This window comes from Brachymonas moutaii (nom. illeg.), from assembly GCF_049977365.1.
Classification (GTDB): domain Bacteria; phylum Pseudomonadota; class Gammaproteobacteria; order Burkholderiales; family Burkholderiaceae_C; genus Brachymonas.
Map to the genome: position 1 here is coordinate 112,501 of NZ_JBNGEN010000005.1, position 19,302 is coordinate 131,802.

At 64.4% G+C, this 19,302-nt stretch carries 17 protein-coding genes; 16 read left to right on the forward strand and 1 reads right to left on the reverse strand.

Annotated elements, in window-relative coordinates; translation table 11 throughout:
- The first annotated feature begins 1 nt into the window (after position 1).
- Both ACP2WS_RS07500 and ACP2WS_RS07505 read left to right on the forward strand, forming a co-directional pair.
- Positions 2-859: a uroporphyrinogen-III synthase gene (locus ACP2WS_RS07500; protein ID WP_374492227.1), complete on the forward strand. Its 858-nt coding sequence runs from the start codon at positions 2-4 to the stop codon at positions 857-859.
- A 107-nt stretch (positions 860-966) separates the two neighbouring features.
- The gene (locus tag ACP2WS_RS07505; RefSeq protein ID WP_426460250.1) at positions 967-2,022 is read left to right on the forward strand and encodes a uroporphyrinogen-III C-methyltransferase; all 1,056 of its coding nucleotides are present in this window, start codon (positions 967-969) and stop codon (positions 2,020-2,022) included.
- Between the two features lie 423 nt (positions 2,023-2,445).
- Here the strand turns inward: ACP2WS_RS07505 and ACP2WS_RS07510 are convergent, their stop codons facing one another.
- Positions 2,446-5,496, reverse strand: coding sequence for an Rne/Rng family ribonuclease (locus ACP2WS_RS07510; protein WP_426460251.1), 3,051 nt, complete (start codon positions 5,494-5,496; stop codon positions 2,446-2,448).
- A 695-nt stretch (positions 5,497-6,191) separates the two neighbouring features.
- On the opposite strand from ACP2WS_RS07510, the gene ACP2WS_RS07515 reads away from it, so the two are divergent.
- From ACP2WS_RS07515 to ccoG, 14 genes are all read left to right on the forward strand, one after another.
- Entirely contained in the window at positions 6,192-7,208 is a 1,017-nt protein-coding gene (locus tag ACP2WS_RS07515) for an RluA family pseudouridine synthase (RefSeq protein WP_426460252.1), read from the forward strand.
- Between the two features lie 192 nt (positions 7,209-7,400).
- Entirely contained in the window at positions 7,401-8,096 is a 696-nt protein-coding gene (locus ACP2WS_RS07520; RefSeq protein WP_426460253.1) for an HAD family hydrolase, read from the forward strand.
- A gap of 39 nt (positions 8,097-8,135) precedes the next feature.
- Complete coding sequence (locus ACP2WS_RS07525; RefSeq protein ID WP_426460255.1) at positions 8,136-8,516, forward strand: Rieske (2Fe-2S) protein; 381 nt, start codon at positions 8,136-8,138, stop codon at positions 8,514-8,516.
- Between the two features lie 69 nt (positions 8,517-8,585).
- The gene (locus tag ACP2WS_RS07530; protein ID WP_426460256.1) at positions 8,586-9,557 is read left to right on the forward strand and encodes a S49 family peptidase; all 972 of its coding nucleotides are present in this window, start codon (positions 8,586-8,588) and stop codon (positions 9,555-9,557) included.
- Between the two features lie 50 nt (positions 9,558-9,607).
- Positions 9,608-9,856, forward strand: coding sequence for a TIGR04438 family Trp-rich protein (locus ACP2WS_RS07535; protein ID WP_374492234.1), 249 nt, complete (start codon positions 9,608-9,610; stop codon positions 9,854-9,856).
- Positions 9,857-10,010: 154 nt separating this feature from the next.
- Entirely contained in the window at positions 10,011-10,865 is an 855-nt protein-coding gene (lgt, locus tag ACP2WS_RS07540; RefSeq protein WP_426460258.1) for a prolipoprotein diacylglyceryl transferase, read from the forward strand.
- On the forward strand, positions 10,862-11,662 hold the full coding sequence (locus tag ACP2WS_RS07545) for an enoyl-CoA hydratase/isomerase family protein (RefSeq protein ID WP_374492236.1): 801 nt from the start codon (positions 10,862-10,864) through the stop codon (positions 11,660-11,662). The genes lgt and ACP2WS_RS07545 overlap by 4 nt, the downstream gene beginning before the upstream one ends.
- A 196-nt stretch (positions 11,663-11,858) precedes the next feature.
- Positions 11,859-14,147 (forward strand): heavy metal translocating P-type ATPase, encoded by a 2,289-nt coding sequence (locus ACP2WS_RS07550; protein WP_426460259.1) that lies wholly within the window; start codon positions 11,859-11,861, stop codon positions 14,145-14,147.
- Between the two features lie 49 nt (positions 14,148-14,196).
- Entirely contained in the window at positions 14,197-14,334 is a 138-nt protein-coding gene (gene ccoS / locus ACP2WS_RS07555) for a cbb3-type cytochrome oxidase assembly protein CcoS (RefSeq protein WP_374492238.1), read from the forward strand.
- A gap of 67 nt (positions 14,335-14,401) precedes the next feature.
- The gene (gene ccoN, locus ACP2WS_RS07560) at positions 14,402-15,841 is read left to right on the forward strand and encodes a cytochrome-c oxidase, cbb3-type subunit I (protein ID WP_374492239.1); all 1,440 of its coding nucleotides are present in this window, start codon (positions 14,402-14,404) and stop codon (positions 15,839-15,841) included.
- Between the two features lie 13 nt (positions 15,842-15,854).
- Positions 15,855-16,535, forward strand: coding sequence for a cytochrome-c oxidase, cbb3-type subunit II (gene ccoO / locus ACP2WS_RS07565; RefSeq protein WP_374492241.1), 681 nt, complete (start codon positions 15,855-15,857; stop codon positions 16,533-16,535).
- A 27-nt stretch (positions 16,536-16,562) separates the two neighbouring features.
- Positions 16,563-16,739, forward strand: a complete 177-nt coding sequence (locus ACP2WS_RS07570; protein WP_374492242.1) for a cbb3-type cytochrome oxidase subunit 3 — start codon at positions 16,563-16,565, stop codon at positions 16,737-16,739.
- Positions 16,736-17,644: a cytochrome-c oxidase, cbb3-type subunit III gene (gene ccoP, locus ACP2WS_RS07575; RefSeq protein ID WP_374492243.1), complete on the forward strand. Its 909-nt coding sequence runs from the start codon at positions 16,736-16,738 to the stop codon at positions 17,642-17,644. The genes ACP2WS_RS07570 and ccoP overlap by 4 nt, the downstream gene beginning before the upstream one ends.
- A gap of 145 nt (positions 17,645-17,789) precedes the next feature.
- The gene (gene ccoG, locus ACP2WS_RS07580) at positions 17,790-19,253 is read left to right on the forward strand and encodes a cytochrome c oxidase accessory protein CcoG (protein WP_374492244.1); all 1,464 of its coding nucleotides are present in this window, start codon (positions 17,790-17,792) and stop codon (positions 19,251-19,253) included.
- Positions 19,254-19,302 lie beyond the last annotated feature (49 nt).

Genomic DNA, 19,302 nt, shown 5'->3' on the forward strand with positions numbered 1-19,302 from the left:
CATGGTGCCCGATACGGTTTCCAGGGCATCGCAGGCCTTGCCGGTCTTCGTGACCCGGCCCGAGCCGCAGGCCTCGGCATGGTGCCGGGCACTGCAGGTGCAGCTCGATGCGCGCTTTGTGCCCGAGGCCCTGCCTCTCATCGACATTGGCCCTGTGACGCTCCCCGCGGCACAGGCCCGCCTGCGGGAGGTGGGGCAAGACCTTGCCTCGTATGCGGCAGCCTTCTTCGTCAGCATCCCGGCCGTGCGGTATTTCATGGCAAGTCTGCCGGGCGGTGTCACGGCATGGAACGCGGCCGGCGTGCGCGCCTGGGCACCGGGCCGGGGCACCTGGCAGGCGCTGCATGAGCTGGGCGTGCGTCCCGATCTCATCGACAGCCCTTCGCCCGAGGCCGCGCAGTTCGATTCCGAGACCCTCTGGCCGCTCGTGCGCCCCCAGCTGGAAGCGGCGCGGCATCAGAGGCAGCGTGTGCTGCGCGTGAGGGGGGCCGATTCGCAGGCCGAGTGCGATCCGGCATGCGCCGGTGCAGGGCGCGACTGGCTGGGTGCTCGCGTGCGCGAGGAAGGCGTGGCGCTCGACACCGTGGTGGCCTATCTGCGCCAGCCGCCGGGGTGGGATCCGCTGCAGCGCGAGCGCATGGCCCTGCAGGTGCAGCAGCCCAGCCTCTGGGTCTGGAGCAGTTCACAGGCGCTGACCCATCTGCATGCGCTGCTGCCAGGGCAGAACTGGCAGCAGGCCGTGGCCATCGTGACCCATCCGCGCATCGGCGAGGCGGCCGGGCGCATGGGCTTCGGGAGGGTGGTGTCTTCCCGACCCACTGTGGAGGACGTGGTGCGGTCGATACAATCGGTCGCATGATTCCCCTCCCGGCACCGGATGCCCCGGCTTCTTCCCGTCCGGCCTCCCTGGGTGTCTCTGCCCCTCCCCACGTCAGGGAAGGGGCCGGCGCAGGAGGCCTCCAGAGCATGCCTGCCCTTGCGCGTGTGGCACTGACCTTGGCTGTGCTGCTGGCCGTGGCAGCCACGCTCGTGGCCATCTGGCTGTGGCAGACCGTGCAGCAGATGCAGCGCCAGGTCAGCACGCAGGTGGCCGATATGCGGCTGCAGACCCGGGAGACGGCTCTCCTGGCACGCCAGGCGCATCAGCAGAGCCAGGACGCGCAGAGCCGTTCCGGTGCCCTGCAGTCCGAGGTTCGGGACATCCAGGCGCAGCGGGCCCAGATCGACGCCATGCTTCAGGGGCTGGCACGGGCCAAGGATGAGAATCTGCTCGTCGACATCGATTCGGCCATTGAACTGGGACAGCAGCAGTCCCAGCTCACCGGCAGCGTCGATCCTCTGCTGGCCGCGCTCGTCAGCAGCGAACACCGTCTGGCCCGCAGCGCACAGCCCCGACTGCGCGCACTGCACCGGGCCGTGCAGAGTGACATCGACCGCCTCAAGGGCGCCAGCCTGACGGATGTGCCCGCCCTTGCACATCGGCTCGACCAGCTGGTGGCCATGGTCGACACCCTTCCCTTGCGCCCTGGAACTTCTTCTGCCTCTGGCGTGGTGGCCCGGTCTGCCGCTTCTGCTCCTCCGCCCGACGCCTCGGTGTCCTGGTGGCGGCGGCTCTGGACTCCCGCGCGCGAGGCGCTGACCCGCTGGATGCGTGCACGCAGCGGCGGGGCCGGCACACCTGCCGAGGCCGTCTTTCTGCCGCCGGATCAGGGCGTCTATGTGCGCGAGCATTTCCGGTTGCGTTTGCTCAATGCCCGCATGGCGCTCCTGGCCCGCCAGCCCGATCTGCTGCGGGACGACCTGACCGACGCGGGGCAGATGCTGCGGACGTATTTCGATGGGGCCTCCCCGCTCGTGCAGACCGCACGCAGGGACATCCACGACATAGGCAGCGAAGTCCACGCGGTGGGCGTCCCTTCGATTTCCAGCACCCTCGACGCCCTGCACGCCGCACGGGCAGCTGCTGCCGCCAGCCCGAGTCTGTTGCCTTCATCCTCCCGCGCCGGCGCACAACGTCCCTGACACGGAATCGGTCGATGCAGGACGCCGTGGGGTGCGTGGATCATCCAGCGATGACGAGGTGCCCACGTTCCGACCCTGGCAGGCGATGACAAGGTTCTGTTCTCCGATCTGGAGACCGTCCCGCGTTCTGGTGGTCCACCATGGTGGACAGATTGCACATCCATCGCATGACACGGAAGTTGCCAGGGGCCTGCCATGGGGCAAAGGCGGATGGGATGTCACAGAAAAACGGAGGGCTGCATTCCGGTGCCCTCCGGGCGCAGCAGCCCCGCGTGAGACACAGGCGAGAAAAAGCCCATGGCCTGGGGCACATGGGCTTGGCACGATGCAGGGCACCGTGGAAGAGAAGAGCGGCCTCTCCAGGGGCTGCCGCCGCTTGGCGGTGACGCAGCCCCGGAGCGCGCCCCGTTGGGGGCGAGGGGGTCAGCCCTGTGCGGCCGCAGCACCCGAGGCACCGCCCACCACCTCAAAGGGCAACGGCATCGCCATCAGGTCCTTGCGGGTCTCGACCAGCACCAGCGGGCCTTCATCGGCCTCCACCATCGGGGGGCGTTCGCGCGGGATATGCACCGGGCGCGGTTCGGCAGCAATGGCAGCATGCACCACCGCCACCTTTTCGGGATCGGAATTGATCCACTGCAGACCAGCCTCTTCGGCGATGCGATGCAGACGCTCTTCGGGCAGGCTGTAGGCCCGCACCGCTGGCAACCCAGAGGCAACTTCCGGTGCCGGGGGCACTTCTGTCTCCACGGGAGCCGTTTCCGCAGGCACCGCCTTGGCAGGAGCAGGCTGCGCGGCCGGCGCAGGCGGTACTTCGGGCGCAGCATGCGTCACGGGAGCCGGTGCCGGAACTTCCGACGTGGCGGCTGCGGCCTCGCTGGGGGCAGACGATTCCACCGGAGCGTCCGTCTCGGGAGCAGGCAGGGCACCCGCCACGGGGTCGAGCGTCAGACTGGGCACCGGCGTGTTGGCCTGGGCCGAAAAGTAGCTGCGGGGAGCTTCTTCTCCTGGGGCTTCCGTGCCAGCCGGTGCGGAAGCCGACTCGCTGGCCTCATCCTGCGGCGCGCGCTCGGCGCGATCTCCCCGATTGCCCCGACGGTCGCGACCATAGCGGTCACGCGAGCGGCGTTCACGGCGTTCACGGCGTTCACGGCCTTCCGTGGGCTGTCCTCCCGTTTCGGGTGTGGCAGGAGCGCCCGTGTCGACCGGAGTCGTCGCGGCGGCATCCTGGGCCATCACGGGCAGGTTCGGCTGCGCATCGGCCTGGGGAGCGAATTCTCCACCGGGCTGACGATTGCCATTGCCGCTGCGGCGGTCATTGCGCTCCCCGCGTTCGGGGCGGTCGGCGCGTTCAGAACGCTCACCCCGCTCGCCGCGCGGAGCACGGGATCCGGTGCCGTTCTGTTCGCCGGCAGTGGTGCGTTCGCGGCGCGGACGTGCCGCACGGTCGCTGCGTCCCTCGAACTCAGAGGCTGCAGTGCCACGGTCTCCCGTGCGCAGCTCTTCGCCCGATGCGGAGGCACCGGGTTCCTGGCTGCGAGCGCGGCGTGTGCCTTCGACAGAGCGTTCGCCACGGTCGCTGCCATTGCCGCGCGGGCCACGGTTGCCATTGCCACGGCGATTGCCGCTGTTGCCCGTGCGACGGTTGTCCTCGCGGGCACCGGCAGCCGGGGTGGATGGGGGCGTCACCGGGGCGATGGCGACCGGGGCAGCCGATGGAGCCAGACCCAGCCACTGCTTGATGCGCAGCCACAGAGCTGCCAGGCCGGACGGAGCCGGAACCGGAGCAGGGGCCATGACAGGCGCGGGAGTCGCGGCTGCTGTGGGCGCAGGGGCGGCCGGTTCGGGTTTCGGAGGAGCCACGGGAGCAGGGCCGTCCGGCAGCACGCCCTTGATCACGGGCGTCTGACGGTTGGTGGGTTCCTGGCTGCGGCGCGTGACTGCCGTGGGATCCTCGATCTCCTCGGCGAGCTTGTAGCTGACCTCCAGGCTGTCGAGGCGGGGATCGTCGTGCTTGAGCCGTTCGAGCTTGTAGTGGGGGGTGTCCAGGCCCTTGTTGGGCACGAGCAGGACATGCACCCGCTGCTTGAGCTCGATCTTGGCAATCTCGGAGCGTTTTTCGTTGAGCAGGAAGGAGGCCACTTCCACCGGCACCTGCGCGTGCACGGCAGCGGTGCTGTCCTTCATGGCCTCTTCTTGGATGATGCGCAGGATCTGCAGCGCGCTCGACTCGGTGTCGCGGATGTGGCCGGAGCCGCCGCAGCGCGGGCAGGGGATGGATGCGCCTTCGGAGAGGGCCGGGCGCAGGCGCTGGCGGCTCATCTCCATGAGGCCGAACTTGCTGATGGTGCCGAACTGCACGCGGGCACGGTCCTGGCGCAGCGCGTCGCGCAGGCGGTTCTCGACCTCACGGCGGTTCTTCTGCTCGTCCATGTCGATGAAGTCGATCACGATCAGGCCACCCAGGTCGCGCAGGCGCATCTGGCGGGCCACTTCATCGGCTGCTTCGAGGTTGGTGCGCGTGGCGGTTTCCTCGATGTCGGCGCCCTTGATGGCGCGGGCGGAGTTGACATCGATCGAAACCAGGGCCTCGGTATGGTCGATCACGATCGACCCTCCGCTCGGCAGGGTGACGATGCGGGCATAGGCCGACTCGATCTGGTGCTCGATCTGGAAGCGCGAGAACAGCGGAGCGTCGTCGCTGTAGCGCTTGACCTTGGCGGCATGCTCCGGCATCACGTGGTTCATGAACTGGAGCGCCTGCTCGTAGATGTCATCCGTGTCGATCAGAATGTCACCGATCTCGGGGCTGAAGTAGTCGCGCAGGGCGCGCACCACCAGGTTGGACTCCTGGTAGATCAGGAAGGCGCCCTTGGCAGACTGGGCCGCTCCCACGATGGCTTCCCACAGCTTGAGCAGGTAGTTCAGGTCCCATTGCAGCTCGGGAGCGGTGCGCCCGATGCCGGCCGTGCGCGCAATGATGCTCATGCCCTTGGGGTATTCGAGCTGGTCCATGGCCTCCTTGAGCTCGGCACGGTCCTCGCCCTCGATGCGGCGCGACACGCCGCCTCCGCGCGGGTTGTTGGGCATCAGCACCACATAGCGGCCGGCCAGGCTGATGAAGGTCGTCAGCGCAGCGCCCTTGTTGCCACGCTCTTCCTTCTCGACCTGCACGAGCAGTTCCTGCCCCTCGCGGATCACGTCCTGGATGCGCGCCTGGCTGACCGGCACGCCCTCGGCAAAGTACTGGCGGGAGATTTCCTTGAACGGCAGGAAGCCGTGGCGTTCCTCGCCATAGTCGACGAAGCAGGCCTCCAGGCTGGGCTCGACGCGCGTCACCACCGCCTTGTAGATGTTGCCCTTGCGCTGTTCGCGCCCTTCGATCTCGATTTCGTAGTCGAGCAGTTTCTGTCCGTCGACGATGGCCAGGCGGCGTTCTTCAGCCTGGGTGCCATTGATCAGCATCCGTTTCATGATGCGTTTCCTTTCCTGGGCATGGAAGCCCGATGCAATTCATCACAGGCGCCAACCGTGGCCGGTGCATGGGGTCTACAAGGCCCCGGAGCGCGGTTGGCGCGGCATGGTCATGCCGGGAAGACGCCGGAAACGAAGGGAATGGTCCGCCACGGACCGGTTGCCCGCGCATCGGCCACTGGGGGCGAGCGGGGGGCAGGGTGGCGGTTGGATCAGTGCTGCAGGCGCAGGAAACGTCCACCCGGGAGGGGGAGCGTCTCCGGTGCGCGCCATCCGCTGCCATCCACTGCCTGCCGGGCACCGAGTGGCCGTGACAAGGAGGGAAAGGCGTGGAAGTGCGCGGGATTTCTCGTCCTGGCCAGGCGCACGCGAGCAGATGCCCGCCGGACACGGCGGGGCTGCAGCAGGTGCGAGGCGAGGGTCATGAGAAGCAGCAGCATGGTGCCTGCAGTGATCCGCCTGTCCGGCACGGCATGCGTGGTCTGACAGGCTGGGGGTATTCCGTATCGGGGTTTCTGGGGCGTCTGCCTCTGCTGGCGACATCGGAAAGGCCACCGTGCATCTCTTGCGTCATCGGCGGGCCTGCCCGTCAAAGACCAGCGGCATAGGCTCGTTACTGTGAGGCCAGCTCGGCAAAACTCCAGCTTGTGGCTTAAACTTATTGAAATCAAGCACTTGCAAGTACTGGCCAGACAGTGAAAAACATTATAGGGGCGAATGCCCGCCATTTGTCCACAGCCGCGCCCGTGGCTGCCAAATTTCTGACCGTAGATGGAGAGTCCGACGGGCAGCGGCTGGACAACTTTCTCATGCGGCATCTCAAGGGGGTTCCCAAGACCCATGTCTACCGCATCATCCGCAGCGGGGAGGTCCGCATCAACAAGGGGCGCGTGTCGGCCGACAGCCGTGTGCGTGCAGGGGACGTGGTGCGGGTGCCGCCGCTGCGCTTGCCCCAGCGACCGGCTGCCGACACGATGCCCGATGCGCCAGCGCGGGAGTTCCCCACCCTGATCGACGACGATGCTCTCCTCGCGGTCAACAAGCCGGCCGGAGTGGCCGTGCATGGAGGAAGCGGCGTGAGCTTCGGCGTGATCGAGCAGCTGCGGCGCGCACGGCCGCAGGCCCGTTTCCTGGAGCTGGTGCATCGCCTGGACCGGGAAACCAGCGGCATCCTGCTGGTGGCCAAGAAGCGCTCGGCGCTCACGGCCCTGCAGGACCAGTTCCGGCACAGGGAAACCGGCAAGACCTATCTGGCACTGGTGCTCGGAGCCTGGCCCGACAGCCGCAAGGTCATCGATACGCCTCTGCGCAAGTTTCTGCTGCCGGCAGCAGGAGGACAGGACGGCGAGCGGCGGGTGTGCACGACGCGGCGCGATGACCCGGAGGGCATGAAGGCCGTGAGCCTGGTGCGCGTGGCACGCCGCATTCCCCATCCTCTTGGGGAGATGACCCTGCTGGAGGTCACGATCAAGACAGGGCGCACCCATCAGATCCGGGTGCATCTGGCGTCCGAGGGGCATCCCATTGCGGGCGACGAGAAGTACGGTGATTTCGAGCGCAACAAGGCACTCCAGAAGGCGGGCCTGCGCCGCATGTTTCTCCATGCCTGGCGGCTGCGTTTCACCCATCCGGTGACAGGAGAATCCGTATCGCTGGAGCAGCCTCCCGAGGAGGCGCTGCAGCGCTTTCTGGAGTCTTCTCGCGCGTCATGACGTCATGAATGAGATGGGGCTGAGGGGGGCAGGAGATTCCTGCACAATGGCCTCGGGGCACTTCCGGAGTCGGAGCTTGCGCCGGGGATATCTTCCTTCCCGCACAATTCAGGTACCCCAAAAAGCGCGGGGTTCTTCAGAGGACTTCTTTCATTCCCGGTTCATCCGGTTCCGTTTTTCAGCCTGTTGCCCATGTTCACTCTTCCTGATTCCATCCGGCTCATTGCATTCGACTGGGATGGCACCCTGTTCGATTCCACGGCGCTCATTGCGCTGTGCCTGCAGGAGGCCGTGGTGGATGTGGGGGGAGCGCGTCCCAGCGATGATCGGGCGCGGCACGTGATCGGTCTGGGGCTGCAGGAAGCGCTCCAGCAGGCAGCTCCCGATGTGCCCCCCGAGCGCTATCGCGTGCTCACCGAGCGTTATCGGTACCACTACGCCCGTCATATGGACGACATTCTGCTGTTCAAGGGAGTGCCCGAGCTGCTGCATGACCTGCACCGGGCGGGCTACCTGCTGGCGGTTGCCACCGGCAAGAGTCGCCGGGGGCTCGACGAAGCCCTGCGGGCCGTGCAGCTGCAGCACCTTTTCGATGCCACCCGCACTGCCGATGAAACCGCCAGCAAACCCGATCCCCTGATGCTGTTCGAGCTGATGGAGGAGCTGGATGTTTCTGCCGCACAGACCCTGATGGTGGGGGATACCAGCCACGATCTGCTCATGGCCCGCCAGGCCGGCTGCCCGGGCGTGGCCGTCACCTATGGCGCGCATGATTCCGTCAGCCTGGCGCAGCTCGATCCGCTGTTTACCGCCGGCAGCGTGCCCGAGCTACGGCGCTGGCTGCTGCCGGGTGCGATTCCCGCCGACCGTTCCCATGCCGGTCTGTGATTCTGTCTTCCGTTTCTCTGTGTCCTGCGCCTTCCGTTCATGACTGACTCTGTCCACTTTTCCCGCATCCTGCTCTGTTCTTCCGACGCCATCGAGGAAGGAGGTGAGGTCATGCCTTTCGATGTCGTGCACGATGGCGAGGAGAGCCGTGCCTTCGCCGCACGGTTCGAAGGCCGGGTGTCCGCTTTTCTCAACCGATGCACCCATGTCGCCATGGAGCTGGACTTCCAGCCCAACCGCATCTTCGACGACAGCGGGCAGTGGCTGCTGTGTGCCAGCCATGGGGCGGTCTACCATCCGGAATCCGGGGAGTGCATGGGAGGCCCCTGCCACGGAGGACTGGTCCGGCTGCAGGTGGAAGAGGAGGACGGCCAGGTGTACTGGATTCCCGACGCCCACACCCAGCCGTCTGCCGACTGATCCCTTCGCCATCGCACTTCTCTACAATGACGGCTCCCGTCCTCTTTCCTTCCTCCTGGTCCTGACACCATGCCGAGTCCTTCCGACGACCCTCTGTCGTCCTCCAGTACCCCCGCCGAATGGGAGCGTCTCATGCTCGAAAAGGTGGCGCTGGCCTCCATTCGGGAGCAGCGCGCGGCGCGGCAGTGGAAGACCTTCGTGCGCATGGCCTGGCTCGCCTTTTTTGCCGTGCTGGCCTGGGTGCTGCTCCAGCGCTCTACCACGGATGCGCGTACCCTCACGGCTCCCCATACGGCACTGGTCGAAATCCGGGGCGAAATCGCCGATGGCACCGATGCCAGCGCCAGCAACATCCTGGCTGCAGCCAAGGCAGCCTTCGAGGATGGGGGCTCCACGGCCGTCATCCTGCTCATCAACTCGGGCGGAGGCAGCCCTGTGCAGGCCGGCATCATCAACGACGAGCTCGTCCGCATGAAGACCCGCTACAAGAAGCCCCTGTATGCCGTGGTCACCGACACCTGCGCTTCCGGCGCCTATTACATCGCCGTGGCTGCCGATCAGATCTACGTGGACAAGGCCAGCCTCATCGGCAGCGTGGGGGTGCTCATGGACGGGTTCGGCTTCACGGGCACCATGCAGAAGCTGGGGGTGGAGCGCCGGCTCATCACGGCGGGCGAGAACAAGGGCTTCCTTGATCCCTTCAGTCCGCTCAATCCGGGGCAGAAGGCTCATGCGCAGGCCATGCTCGGACAGATCCATCAGCAGTTCATCGGCGTCGTGCGCAAGGGGCGTGGTGCGCGCCTCAAGGAAACTCCCGGCATCTTCAGCGGGCTCGTCTGGACGGGCGAGCAGGCTGTCAGCATGGGGCTGGCCGACAAGTTCGGCAATGCCGACTCCGTGGCCCGTGACGTCGTCAAGCAGGAACGCATCGTCGACTACACCCGGCGCGACAACGTGGCCGAAAAACTGGCCAAGAAATTCGGAGCCGCAGTGGGCGCCGGCGCCATGCATGCCATGCAGGAATCCATGATGCTGCGCTGAGCGCACAGCAGGATCTGCCATCGCGAGTATTTTTCCCAAGGATACGCAACATGTATTTTCTCGGACTCGGTCTGTTGCTGGTGGTGCTCAAGCTGCTGGAGTTCGGCGCAGTGGCCGAATGGAGCTGGTGGATCGTGCTGACGCCCTTCGCCCTGGCTGCCGCATGGTGGCAGTGGGCAGACTGGAGCGGCTACACCAAGCGCAAGGAAATGGAAAAAATGGACGACATCAAGCGCAAGCGCCTCCTGGCGCAGCGCGATGCCCTCAAGCGCCAGCCCGGCAACGAGCGCCGTCGCTGACGCTCGGGCGTGGCGATGAGCGGCCGGGCTGTCCGCCATCGCCCGGTCTGCCTGCCACGCAGCAGAAGCATTCCATCCGGCTCCCTGTGCAAGGGGGGCTTGTCGTTCAGCGAAGGGCGCTGGCACTGCTGGTGCCGCTGGTACCATATGCGCCATGCTGATGTATCCCCATATCGATCCCGTGGCCGTGCACCTCGGTCCCCTGGCCGTGCACTGGTATGGCCTGACCTATCTGGCCGCCTTTGCCATGTTTCTGCTGCTCGGCACCCTGCGGCTGCGGCAGCCGCCGTTTGCCGGAATCCGGGGAGCCGGGGCCTGGACCCGCCGGGATGTGGAAGACATTCTCTTTCTCGGGGTCATGGGCGTGATTCTCGGGGGGCGGATCGGGTACTGCCTGTTCTACAAGCCCGGCTTCTATGTCAGCCATCCACTTGACATCTTCAAGGTATGGCAGGGCGGCATGAGTTTCCACGGAGGGCTGTTGGGCGTCATCCTGGCCTTCAGCTGGTTCGCATGGTCGCGCCACAAACCCTGGCTTCAGGTGGCTGACTTCGTGGCCCCCTGCGTGCCGCCGGGACTGGCCGCCGGCCGCATCGGCAACTTCATCAACGGAGAGCTCTGGGGACGCTTCGCCGATCCCTCCCTGCCGTGGGCCATGGTCTTTCCGCAAAGCGGCAGTCTCATGCCGCGCCATCCCTCCCAGATCTACCAGTTCCTCATGGAGGGCGTCCTGCTCTTCATCCTTCTCTGGGTGTATGCGCGCAGACAGCACAAGCCCGGGCAGGTCGCTGCCATGTTCCTGCTGGGATATGGCGCGTTCCGCTTCATCGCCGAGTACTTCCGGGAACCGGACGATTTTCTCGGCCTGCTCGACTTCGGTCTGAGCATGGGGCAATGGCTGTGCATTCCGATGATCCTGGGGGGCATTGCCCTGTGGGTCTGGTCGGACCGGCACTTCGCCTCGGCTGCCCCTGCCGCCACGCCTCCGAATTCCGGAACCATCTCATGACTGCATCCATTTCCTGTCACTATGCCGGCACGTCCGGCGCCCGCCATGCCATCGTCCAGATTCGCCATGACGGCAAGCTCAATGCCATGTCGCGCGCCATGTGGCGCGAACTGCGCACCGTCTTCCTGCAGCTGCAGCAGGAAACCACTGTGCCGGATCCGCTGCGCTGCGTGATGGTGCAGGGCGTCGACGGGCATTTCTGTGCGGGCGGTGACATTTCCGAATACCAGTCCTTCCGGTTCGACCCCGACAGCCTGCGTCTGTTCCACGAAGAGGAGGTCTGGGGCGGGCTTTCGGCCATGCTGGCCTGCGATGCCCCGCTGATCGCTGCCATCGACGGCAACTGCATGGGCGCTGGGGTCGAGATATCGAGCTGCTGCGATATCCGCATCGCCACGGTCTCCAGTCGCTACGGAGCGCCCATTGCCAAGCTCGGCTTCCCCATGGCACCCCAGGAGGCGGTGCTGGTGGCTGGCACGCTGGGAGCCACCCTGGCGCGCTCCATGCTGCTCGAAGCCGGCATCTATCCGGCCGATGTCCTGCTCCAGCGCGGATTTCTTACCCGTACCGTGCCCGATGCCGCAGCATTGGAAAGCGAAGTGTCCCGCACCGTGGAACGCATCCTGCGTCTGTCCCCCTCCGCCGCACGCCTGCACAAGCAGATGATGCGGGAGTGGTCGGCCGTGCATCAGCCTGTGCTGGAGCGGCAGAGCGCCACAGCCTTCGACTACGCGGATCACCCCGAACACCGCGAGGGCATTCAGGCCTTTCTCGACAAGCGACCGGCACGATTCTGACGCTCCCTGCGGCGCAAGGGCTGCTCCCTGCCCCTGACCGCACAGGCGACAGGGGGGTGTGCAGGGTGCATGCAGAGGAGGCAATGTGTAAAAAAATGCCCTTGCCCCGACGGCTTCCTTACAATCCGGCACACATACAGGAGTCCCTTCCCGCTTGCCGGTTGCAGGGGGCATCGCAGTTCCAGGTTCCTTTTCCATGTCCACAGCCGCCACGTTTCCTGCCTCCGGCGCCATCGAGTTGCTGGATGACCCCGATGAATGGGAGGGGTTCAGCCACCGCCATGCCCTGCAGGACGGCGTCTGGGAGTCGAACGTCGCCATCGAGGGCATGTACTGCGCTGCCTGTGCCCTCACCATCGAGGACGCCCTCAAGGGCGTTCCCGGCGTGCGCGATGCCCAGGTGAGCCCCGGCAGCCACCGGGCCCGCGTGGTGTGGCAGCCCGACATGGTGCGGCCGTCCCAGTGGATGCATGCGGTCGAGGTGGCCGGCTACCGCGCCGTGCCTGCAAGCAATGCATCGGCCATCGAGCGCCGCAAGAAGGAAGGACGCGAGATCATCTGGCAGCTGACCGTAGCCGGCATCGCCATGATGCAGGTCATGATGTATGCGTTGCCCGAATACGTTTCGCACCACATCCGGCCCGACCTGCAGCATCTGCTGCGCTGGGGCTCATGGCTCATCGCGGTGCCCGTCATGCTGTTCTCGTGCCGGCCTTTCCTGCAGCGTGCCTGGCAGGACGTGCGGCATCGTCGCGTCAGCATGGACCTTCCGGTGGCCATCGGCATGGTGGTCACCTTCGTCGTGAGCACGCTGGGGACCTTTCAGCCCCAGGGCCTGTTCGGCAGGGAAGTCTATTTCGACTCCCTGACCATGTTCGTCTTCTTCCTCCTCACCGGCCGGTGGCTGGAGGTGCGCCTGCGCGATCGCACGGCAGGCGCCCTCGAAGCCCTGATGAATCGCCTGCCCGACAGTGTAGAGCGGCTCAACCGCAAGACCCATGTCTTCGAACGGGTCACCCTGCGCAAGCTCAAGCCGGGGGACACCGTGCGCGTTCTGCCCGGCGAATCGTTCCCGGGCGACGGAGTGGTGCTGGAGGGGCGCACCATGGTCGATGAAGCCCTGCTCACGGGGGAATCGCGCCCCCTGTCACGGGACGTGGGTGCCGCAGTCATTGCGGGCAGCCACAACATCCAGTCCCCGGTCCAGGTGCGCATCGACAAGCTGGGGGGGGCCACGCGCTACGCCGCCATCGTGTCCATGATGGAACAGGCGTCCGTCGAAAAACCCCGGCTCGCCGCACTGGCCGACCGATTTGCCAAGCCCTTCCTGCTCGTCGTGCTGCTGGCTGCGGCTGCGGCGTGCCTGTACTGGTGGCGCCTGAGCCCCGAACGTGCCGTCATGGTGGCCGTGTCGGTGCTCATCGTCACCTGCCCGTGTGCCCTGTCGCTGGCGACCCCCGCCGCCATGCTGGCAGCCGCTGGTGGACTGGCACGTCGCGGGGTACTCGTGCGCCACCTGCAGGCCCTTCAGACCCTTTCCGAGGTCGATACCGTCGTCTTCGACAAGACCGGTACGCTGACTTCCGATGCCATCTCCCTCGAACGCATTCTGCTGCGGCCCGGAGCGGACCGCCGGCAGGTCCTGGAACAGGCCGCGGCACTGGCACGCCATTCACTGCACCCCGTTTCCCGGGCACTCGTCGAAGCGGCGGGGCTTGAGGGCATGGCCCTGTTGCACCAGCCCTGGCTTGCGCGGGACGTGCGCGAACAGCCCGGAGGAGGGGTGGAAGGACAGGTCGTTGACGAGCACGGCACATCGGCCCAGGTCATGCGGCTGGGGTCGGACCGTTTCTGTCAGGTGGCCCCGCAGACCATCGAGGAGCTGCCGCCGGAAAGCCTGCACGCCAACCTCAGCGACGAGAACGGCTGGCTGGCCACCTTTGTACTCAAGGAAGAATTGCGCGCCGATGCGGAGGAAACCGTCCGTCGGCTGCAGGCACTCGGGGTGCGTGTGCAGGTGCTTTCGGGCGATCGACCCCAGGCGGTGCGGCGTGTGGCCGATCTGCTTGGCATCGAGCATGCGCAGGGAGGCTGCTCCGCATCGGATAAACTCGCCTGCCTGCGCGCAGAACAGGTGCAGGGGCATCATGTGGCCATGGTGGGAGACGGCATCAACGATGGGCCGGTGCTTGCCGGAGCCCACGTGTCCTTTGCACTGGGCAAGGCAGTTCCGCTGGCCCAGGCACAGTCTGACTTCGTGGTGCTGGGCAACAGCCTCATGGCCGTGTTCGGCTCCATCCGGCTCGCGCGCGCCACCATGCGTGTCGTGCGCGAGAACCTGGTCTGGGCAGCAGGGTACAACCTGATCTGCATTCCCCTGGCCGCCATGGGCATGGTGCCCGCCTGGCTGGCCGGACTGGGCATGGCCAGCAGTTCGCTGCTGGTGGTGCTCAATGCCCTGCGCCTCGTGCGCAGAACCGAGTGAACGGCCAGCGGCCTCCGGCAAGGGCTGCCCTTAATGGAAAGGAGCATGCATGGAAATTCTCTATCTGTTGATTCCCCTGTCGGTGGTGTTGGTCCTCGCCGTGCTTGCCGGGCTGTGGTGGGCCATCCACACCGGGCAGTTCGAGGATATCGAGGCCGAAGGGCAGCGAATCTTCAAACAGGATTGATGTGTATCAAGTTGTGATTTGCGTTTAACATTACGCTGATCGGGGTTTTTTTGAAAAAGAGGTGAAAATGAGTTTTCCAAACGCTCAGGCAACCACGTACAACGATAGGGTTGTACGTCAGTTTGCCATCATGACCGTCGTCTGGGGTGTGGTCGGGATGCTGGTCGGCGTGTTCATCGCCGCCGAGCTCACCTGGCCTGAGCTCAACTTCGGTATTCCGTGGCTGTCCTACGGCCGTCTGCGTCCCCTGCACACCAATGCCGTGATCTTCGCCTTTGGCGGATGCGGCCTGATCGGGACGTCCTACTACGTCGTTCAGCGGACCTGCCAGGTGCGCCTGTTCAGCGACAAGCTGGCTGCCTTCACCTTCTGGGGCTGGCAGGCCATCATCCTGGCCGTTGCCATCACGTATCCCCTGGGCTACACCTTCTCCAAGGAATATGCCGAAATGGAATGGCCGATCAAGCTGGCCATTGCCGTGGTGTGGGTGGTCTATGCCATCGTGTTCTTCGGTACCGTCGGAACCCGCAAGGTGCGTCACATCTATGTGGCCAACTGGTTCTATGGTGCCTTCATCATCACCATTGCCCTGCTGCACATCGTCAACAGCGCCTTCATTCCCGCCGGCTTCCTCAAGTCCTATTCCGCCTATGCAGGCGTGCAGGATGCCATGGTGCAGTGGTGGTACGGGCACAATGCCGTGGGCTTCTTCCTGACCGCAGGCTTCCTGGGCATGATGTACTACTTCGTGCCGAAGCAGGCTGGCCGTCCGGTGTATTCCTATCGCCTGTCGATCGTCCACTTCTGGGCCCTGATCTTCACCTACATGTGGGCCGGTCCTCACCACCTGCACTACACGGCCCTGCCGGACTGGACGCAATCCGTCGGCATGATCTTCTCCCTCATCCTGCTGGCTCCGAGCTGGGGCGGCATGATCAACGGCATCATGACCCTGTCCGGCGCATGGCACAAGCTGCGTGACGACCCCATCCTGCGCTTCCTGATCGTGTCCCTGTCCTTCTACGGCATGTCCACCTTCGAAGGCCCGATGATGTCCATCAAGACCGTCAACGCGCTCTCCCACTACACCGACTGGACCGTGGGCCACGTGCACTCCGGCGCCCTGGGCTGGGTGGGTCTGGTGACCATGGGCTCCATGTACCACCTGATTCCCAAGCTCTTCGGCAAGAAGGAAATGTACAGCGTCAAGGCCATCGAAGTGCACTTCTGGGTCGCCACCATCGGCATCGTGCTGTACATCGCTGCCATGTGGATTGCCGGTGTGATGCAGGGCCTGATGTGGCGTGCCATCAACCCCGACGGTACCCTGACCTACACCTTCGTGGAAAGCGTCAAGGCCACCTTCCCCTTCTACGTGATCCGTCTGACCGGTGGTGTCCTGTACCTGGGCGGCATGATCGTCATGCTCTGGAACACGCTGATGACTGCCTCCAAGGGCCGTTCCGTGACCATCCAGATTCCCGCCGTTGCCCCTGCACACGCCTAAGGAGTTGAACAACATGGCAAATCAACCTGCTGCGGGTGGTATCACCCACGAGAAAGTCGAGACCAGCAACTTCCTCATGATCGTGCTGACCCTGCTGGTGGTGGCAATCGGTGGACTGGTGGAAATCGTTCCCCTGTTCTTCCAGAAGTCGACCACCCAGCCGATCGAGGGGCTCAAGCCCTACACGGCGCTCCAGCTTGCTGGCCGTGACATCTATCAGCGCGAAGGCTGCTACAACTGCCACTCGCAGATGATCCGTCCGTTCCGTGCCGAGACGCTGCGCTATGGTCACTATTCCGTGGCTGGCGAGTCTGTCTACGATCACCCCTTCCAGTGGGGTTCCAAGCGGACCGGTCCCGATCTGGCCCGTGTGGGTGGACGCTACAGCGATGACTGGCACTCCCAGCATCTGCACAATCCTCGCGATGTGGTGCCCGAGTCCAACATGCCGGCCTATCCCTGGCTGGAAAAGAACACGGTCGACGACACCACCATTGCTGACCACATGCGTGCACTGCGTCGGGTAGGGGTTCCCTATACCGATGCCGATATTGCCGGAGCAGCTGCCGCTGTGAAGGGCAAGACCGAGCAGCAGGCCGTGATTGCCTACCTGCAGTCTCTGGGCACCGCCTTCGCTGCTGCCAGCGAGGGCAAGACAGCCGCTCCGGCTGCCGGCGCCTCCGCTCCGCAATAAAACCGCATTCCCAGGAGGAACCTTCTCATGGATATCAACGATTGGCGCAGTTTGGCCACGGTGGCGAGTTTTGTCATGTTCATCGTGATCATGCGCTGGGCCTATTCCCATCGCAACCGGCATCACTTCGATGAAGCGGCACAGCTCCCGTTCATGCACGAAGACCATCCTCCTGTGGCGCAAAAATCCGAGGAAACAAAATGAGTGACTTCATCAACTCTTTCTGGTCCGTGTACGTGATGGCGATCGTGGCGTTCGGCATCCTGTTCTGCGTGGCCATTCTGCTGATCGGTGCCACGGCGCGCGCGCACACGGCCGCCGACAACACCACCGGCCATGTATGGGATGGCGATCTGCGCGAAATCAACAACCCGCTGCCCAAGTGGTGGGTGGGTCTGTTCTGGATCACCATCTTCTTTGCCATCACCTATCTGGTGCTCTATCCGGGCTTCGGCACGTTCAAGGGCATTCTGGGCTGGACTTCCCATGGGCAGTACAACACCGAAATGGCCAAGGGCGATGCGCAGGTGGCACCTCTGTTCGCCAAGTACGCCAACATGCCCGTCGAGGAGATTGCCAAGGATCCCAAGGCCGTGGGCATGGGACAGCGTCTGTTCCTGAACAACTGTGCGCAGTGCCATGGTTCCAATGCCAAGGGCGGCAACGGCTTCCCGGATCTGTCCGACAATGACTGGCTGTGGGGCGGCAAGCCCGACACCATCATCCAGACGATCACCAACGGACGTCATGGCCAGATGCCTCCCATGATCGGAGCCATCGGTGGCAAGCCGGATGATGCCAAGGCAGTGGCCAACTACGTGCTGAGCCTGTCCGGTCAGCCGCACGATGCAGCTCTGGCTGCGGTGGGCAAGCCCAAGTTCGCGGCCTGCGCAGCCTGCCACGGTGCAGATGGCAAGGGCAACCAGGCCCTGGGCGCACCCAACCTCACGGACAACGTGTGGCTGATGGGCGTGCCGAGCGAGGAAGGCATCGTCAAGCAGATCACCAACGGCAAGGTCAACATCATGCCGGCCTGGGGCAAGCGCTTCTCGCCCGAGCAGATCCGCTTGCTGGCATCGTATGTCTGGAGCCTTTCCAACAACAAGTGATCTTCTGCGCCCTCGTGGCGCTCCAAGCTGATCTTCTTACCGCCATGAACTTGATGCAAGTCATGGCGGTTTTTCTTTTGTGAAACAATAGACGCTATCATATTCATGCAAGTGAAAGTCTGATTTGTAATAAAAGGTCACGCGTATGTCTCAAGAAACGCCCGAACACGACTCGGGCTCGCATTCCGAGCCCAAAGCGACTCCCAAGAAGGTCATTCCGATCGATGCAGCGCCCGCGACGACGTCGCTGTTTGCTGCGGCCAAGACCATCCATCCCCGCACGGTTTCCGGCATCTTCCAGACCTGGCGCTGGATCTTCGTCGGATTGACGCAGCTGGTGTTCTACGGACTGCCCTGGCTGGAATGGAGTGGCCGACAGGCGATACTCTTCGATCTGGAGGCACGCAAGTTCTATATCTTCGGATTGGTTCTGTATCCGCAGGATTTCATCTACCTCACCGGCATTCTGGTGATTTCGGCCCTGTCGCTGTTCCTCTTCACCGCCGTGGCGGGGCGGCTGTGGTGCGGGTATTCCTGCCCGCAGACCGTCTACACCGAGATCTTCCTCTGGGTGGAAGCCAAGATGGAAGGGGATCGCAGCGCGCGCATTCGCCTCGACAAGAGCCCCTGGAATCTCGAAAAAATCTGGCGGCGCGGCGGCAAGCATGTGATCTGGCTGCTCATCGCCCTGTGGACGGGGTTGACGCTCGTGGGGTATTTTTCGCCCATCCGTGATCTGGTGAGCAACTTTGCACAGTGGCATCTGGGCAACTGGGAGACCTTCTGGATCTTCTTCTATGGCTTTGCCACCTACGGCAACGCTGGCTACATGCGCGAGCAGGTGTGCAAGTACATGTGCCCGTATGCCCGCTTCCAGAGCGCGATGTTCGATGCCGACACGCTGATCGTGACCTACGACGACAAGCGGGGCGAGCCGCGCGGTCCGCGCTCCAAGAAGGTGGATCGTTCCGAAGTGGCGCTGGGCGACTGCATCGACTGCACCATGTGTGTGCAGGTCTGCCCGACTGGCATCGACATTCGCAATGGGCTGCAGTACGAATGCATCGGCTGTGGTGCCTGCGTGGATGCCTGCGATGAGGTCATGGACAAGATGAACTACCCGCACGGGCTCATCAAGTACTCCACAGAAAATGCCATGAAGAATGGCTGGACCAAGAGCGACATCATCCACCGCGTCATGCGGCCCCGGATTCTGGTGTACACCGGCATTCTGATGCTGATCGCCACGGCGCTCGTCGTGAGCCTCTCGATGCGTTCTCCCATGAAGGTCGACATCATTCGCGACCGGGGAGTCATGTCCCGTATCGTGGCTGGCAACAAGATCGAGAACACCTATCTGGTGCGCATCATGAACACGACCGAGAATGCGCAGACCTACAACATTTCTGTCGAGGGAGTGACGGGGGCGGAAGTGGTCGAGGGCTCGACCGTGACCATCGGTCCCGCTCAGGTGGAGCAGAAGGCCGTGAGCGTGCGGGTGCCCTACGGCACGCTGGAACCAGGATCGCATGCGATCAACTTCCAGATCGAGCAGGCTGGCACCGATGTCTCGGTGACCGAAAAGGGCGCTTTCTCTGTACCCAAGTAAGTTCGTGCGATATAGTGAGAGCCCTGCGGTTCGAGGGCTCTCGCCTTCG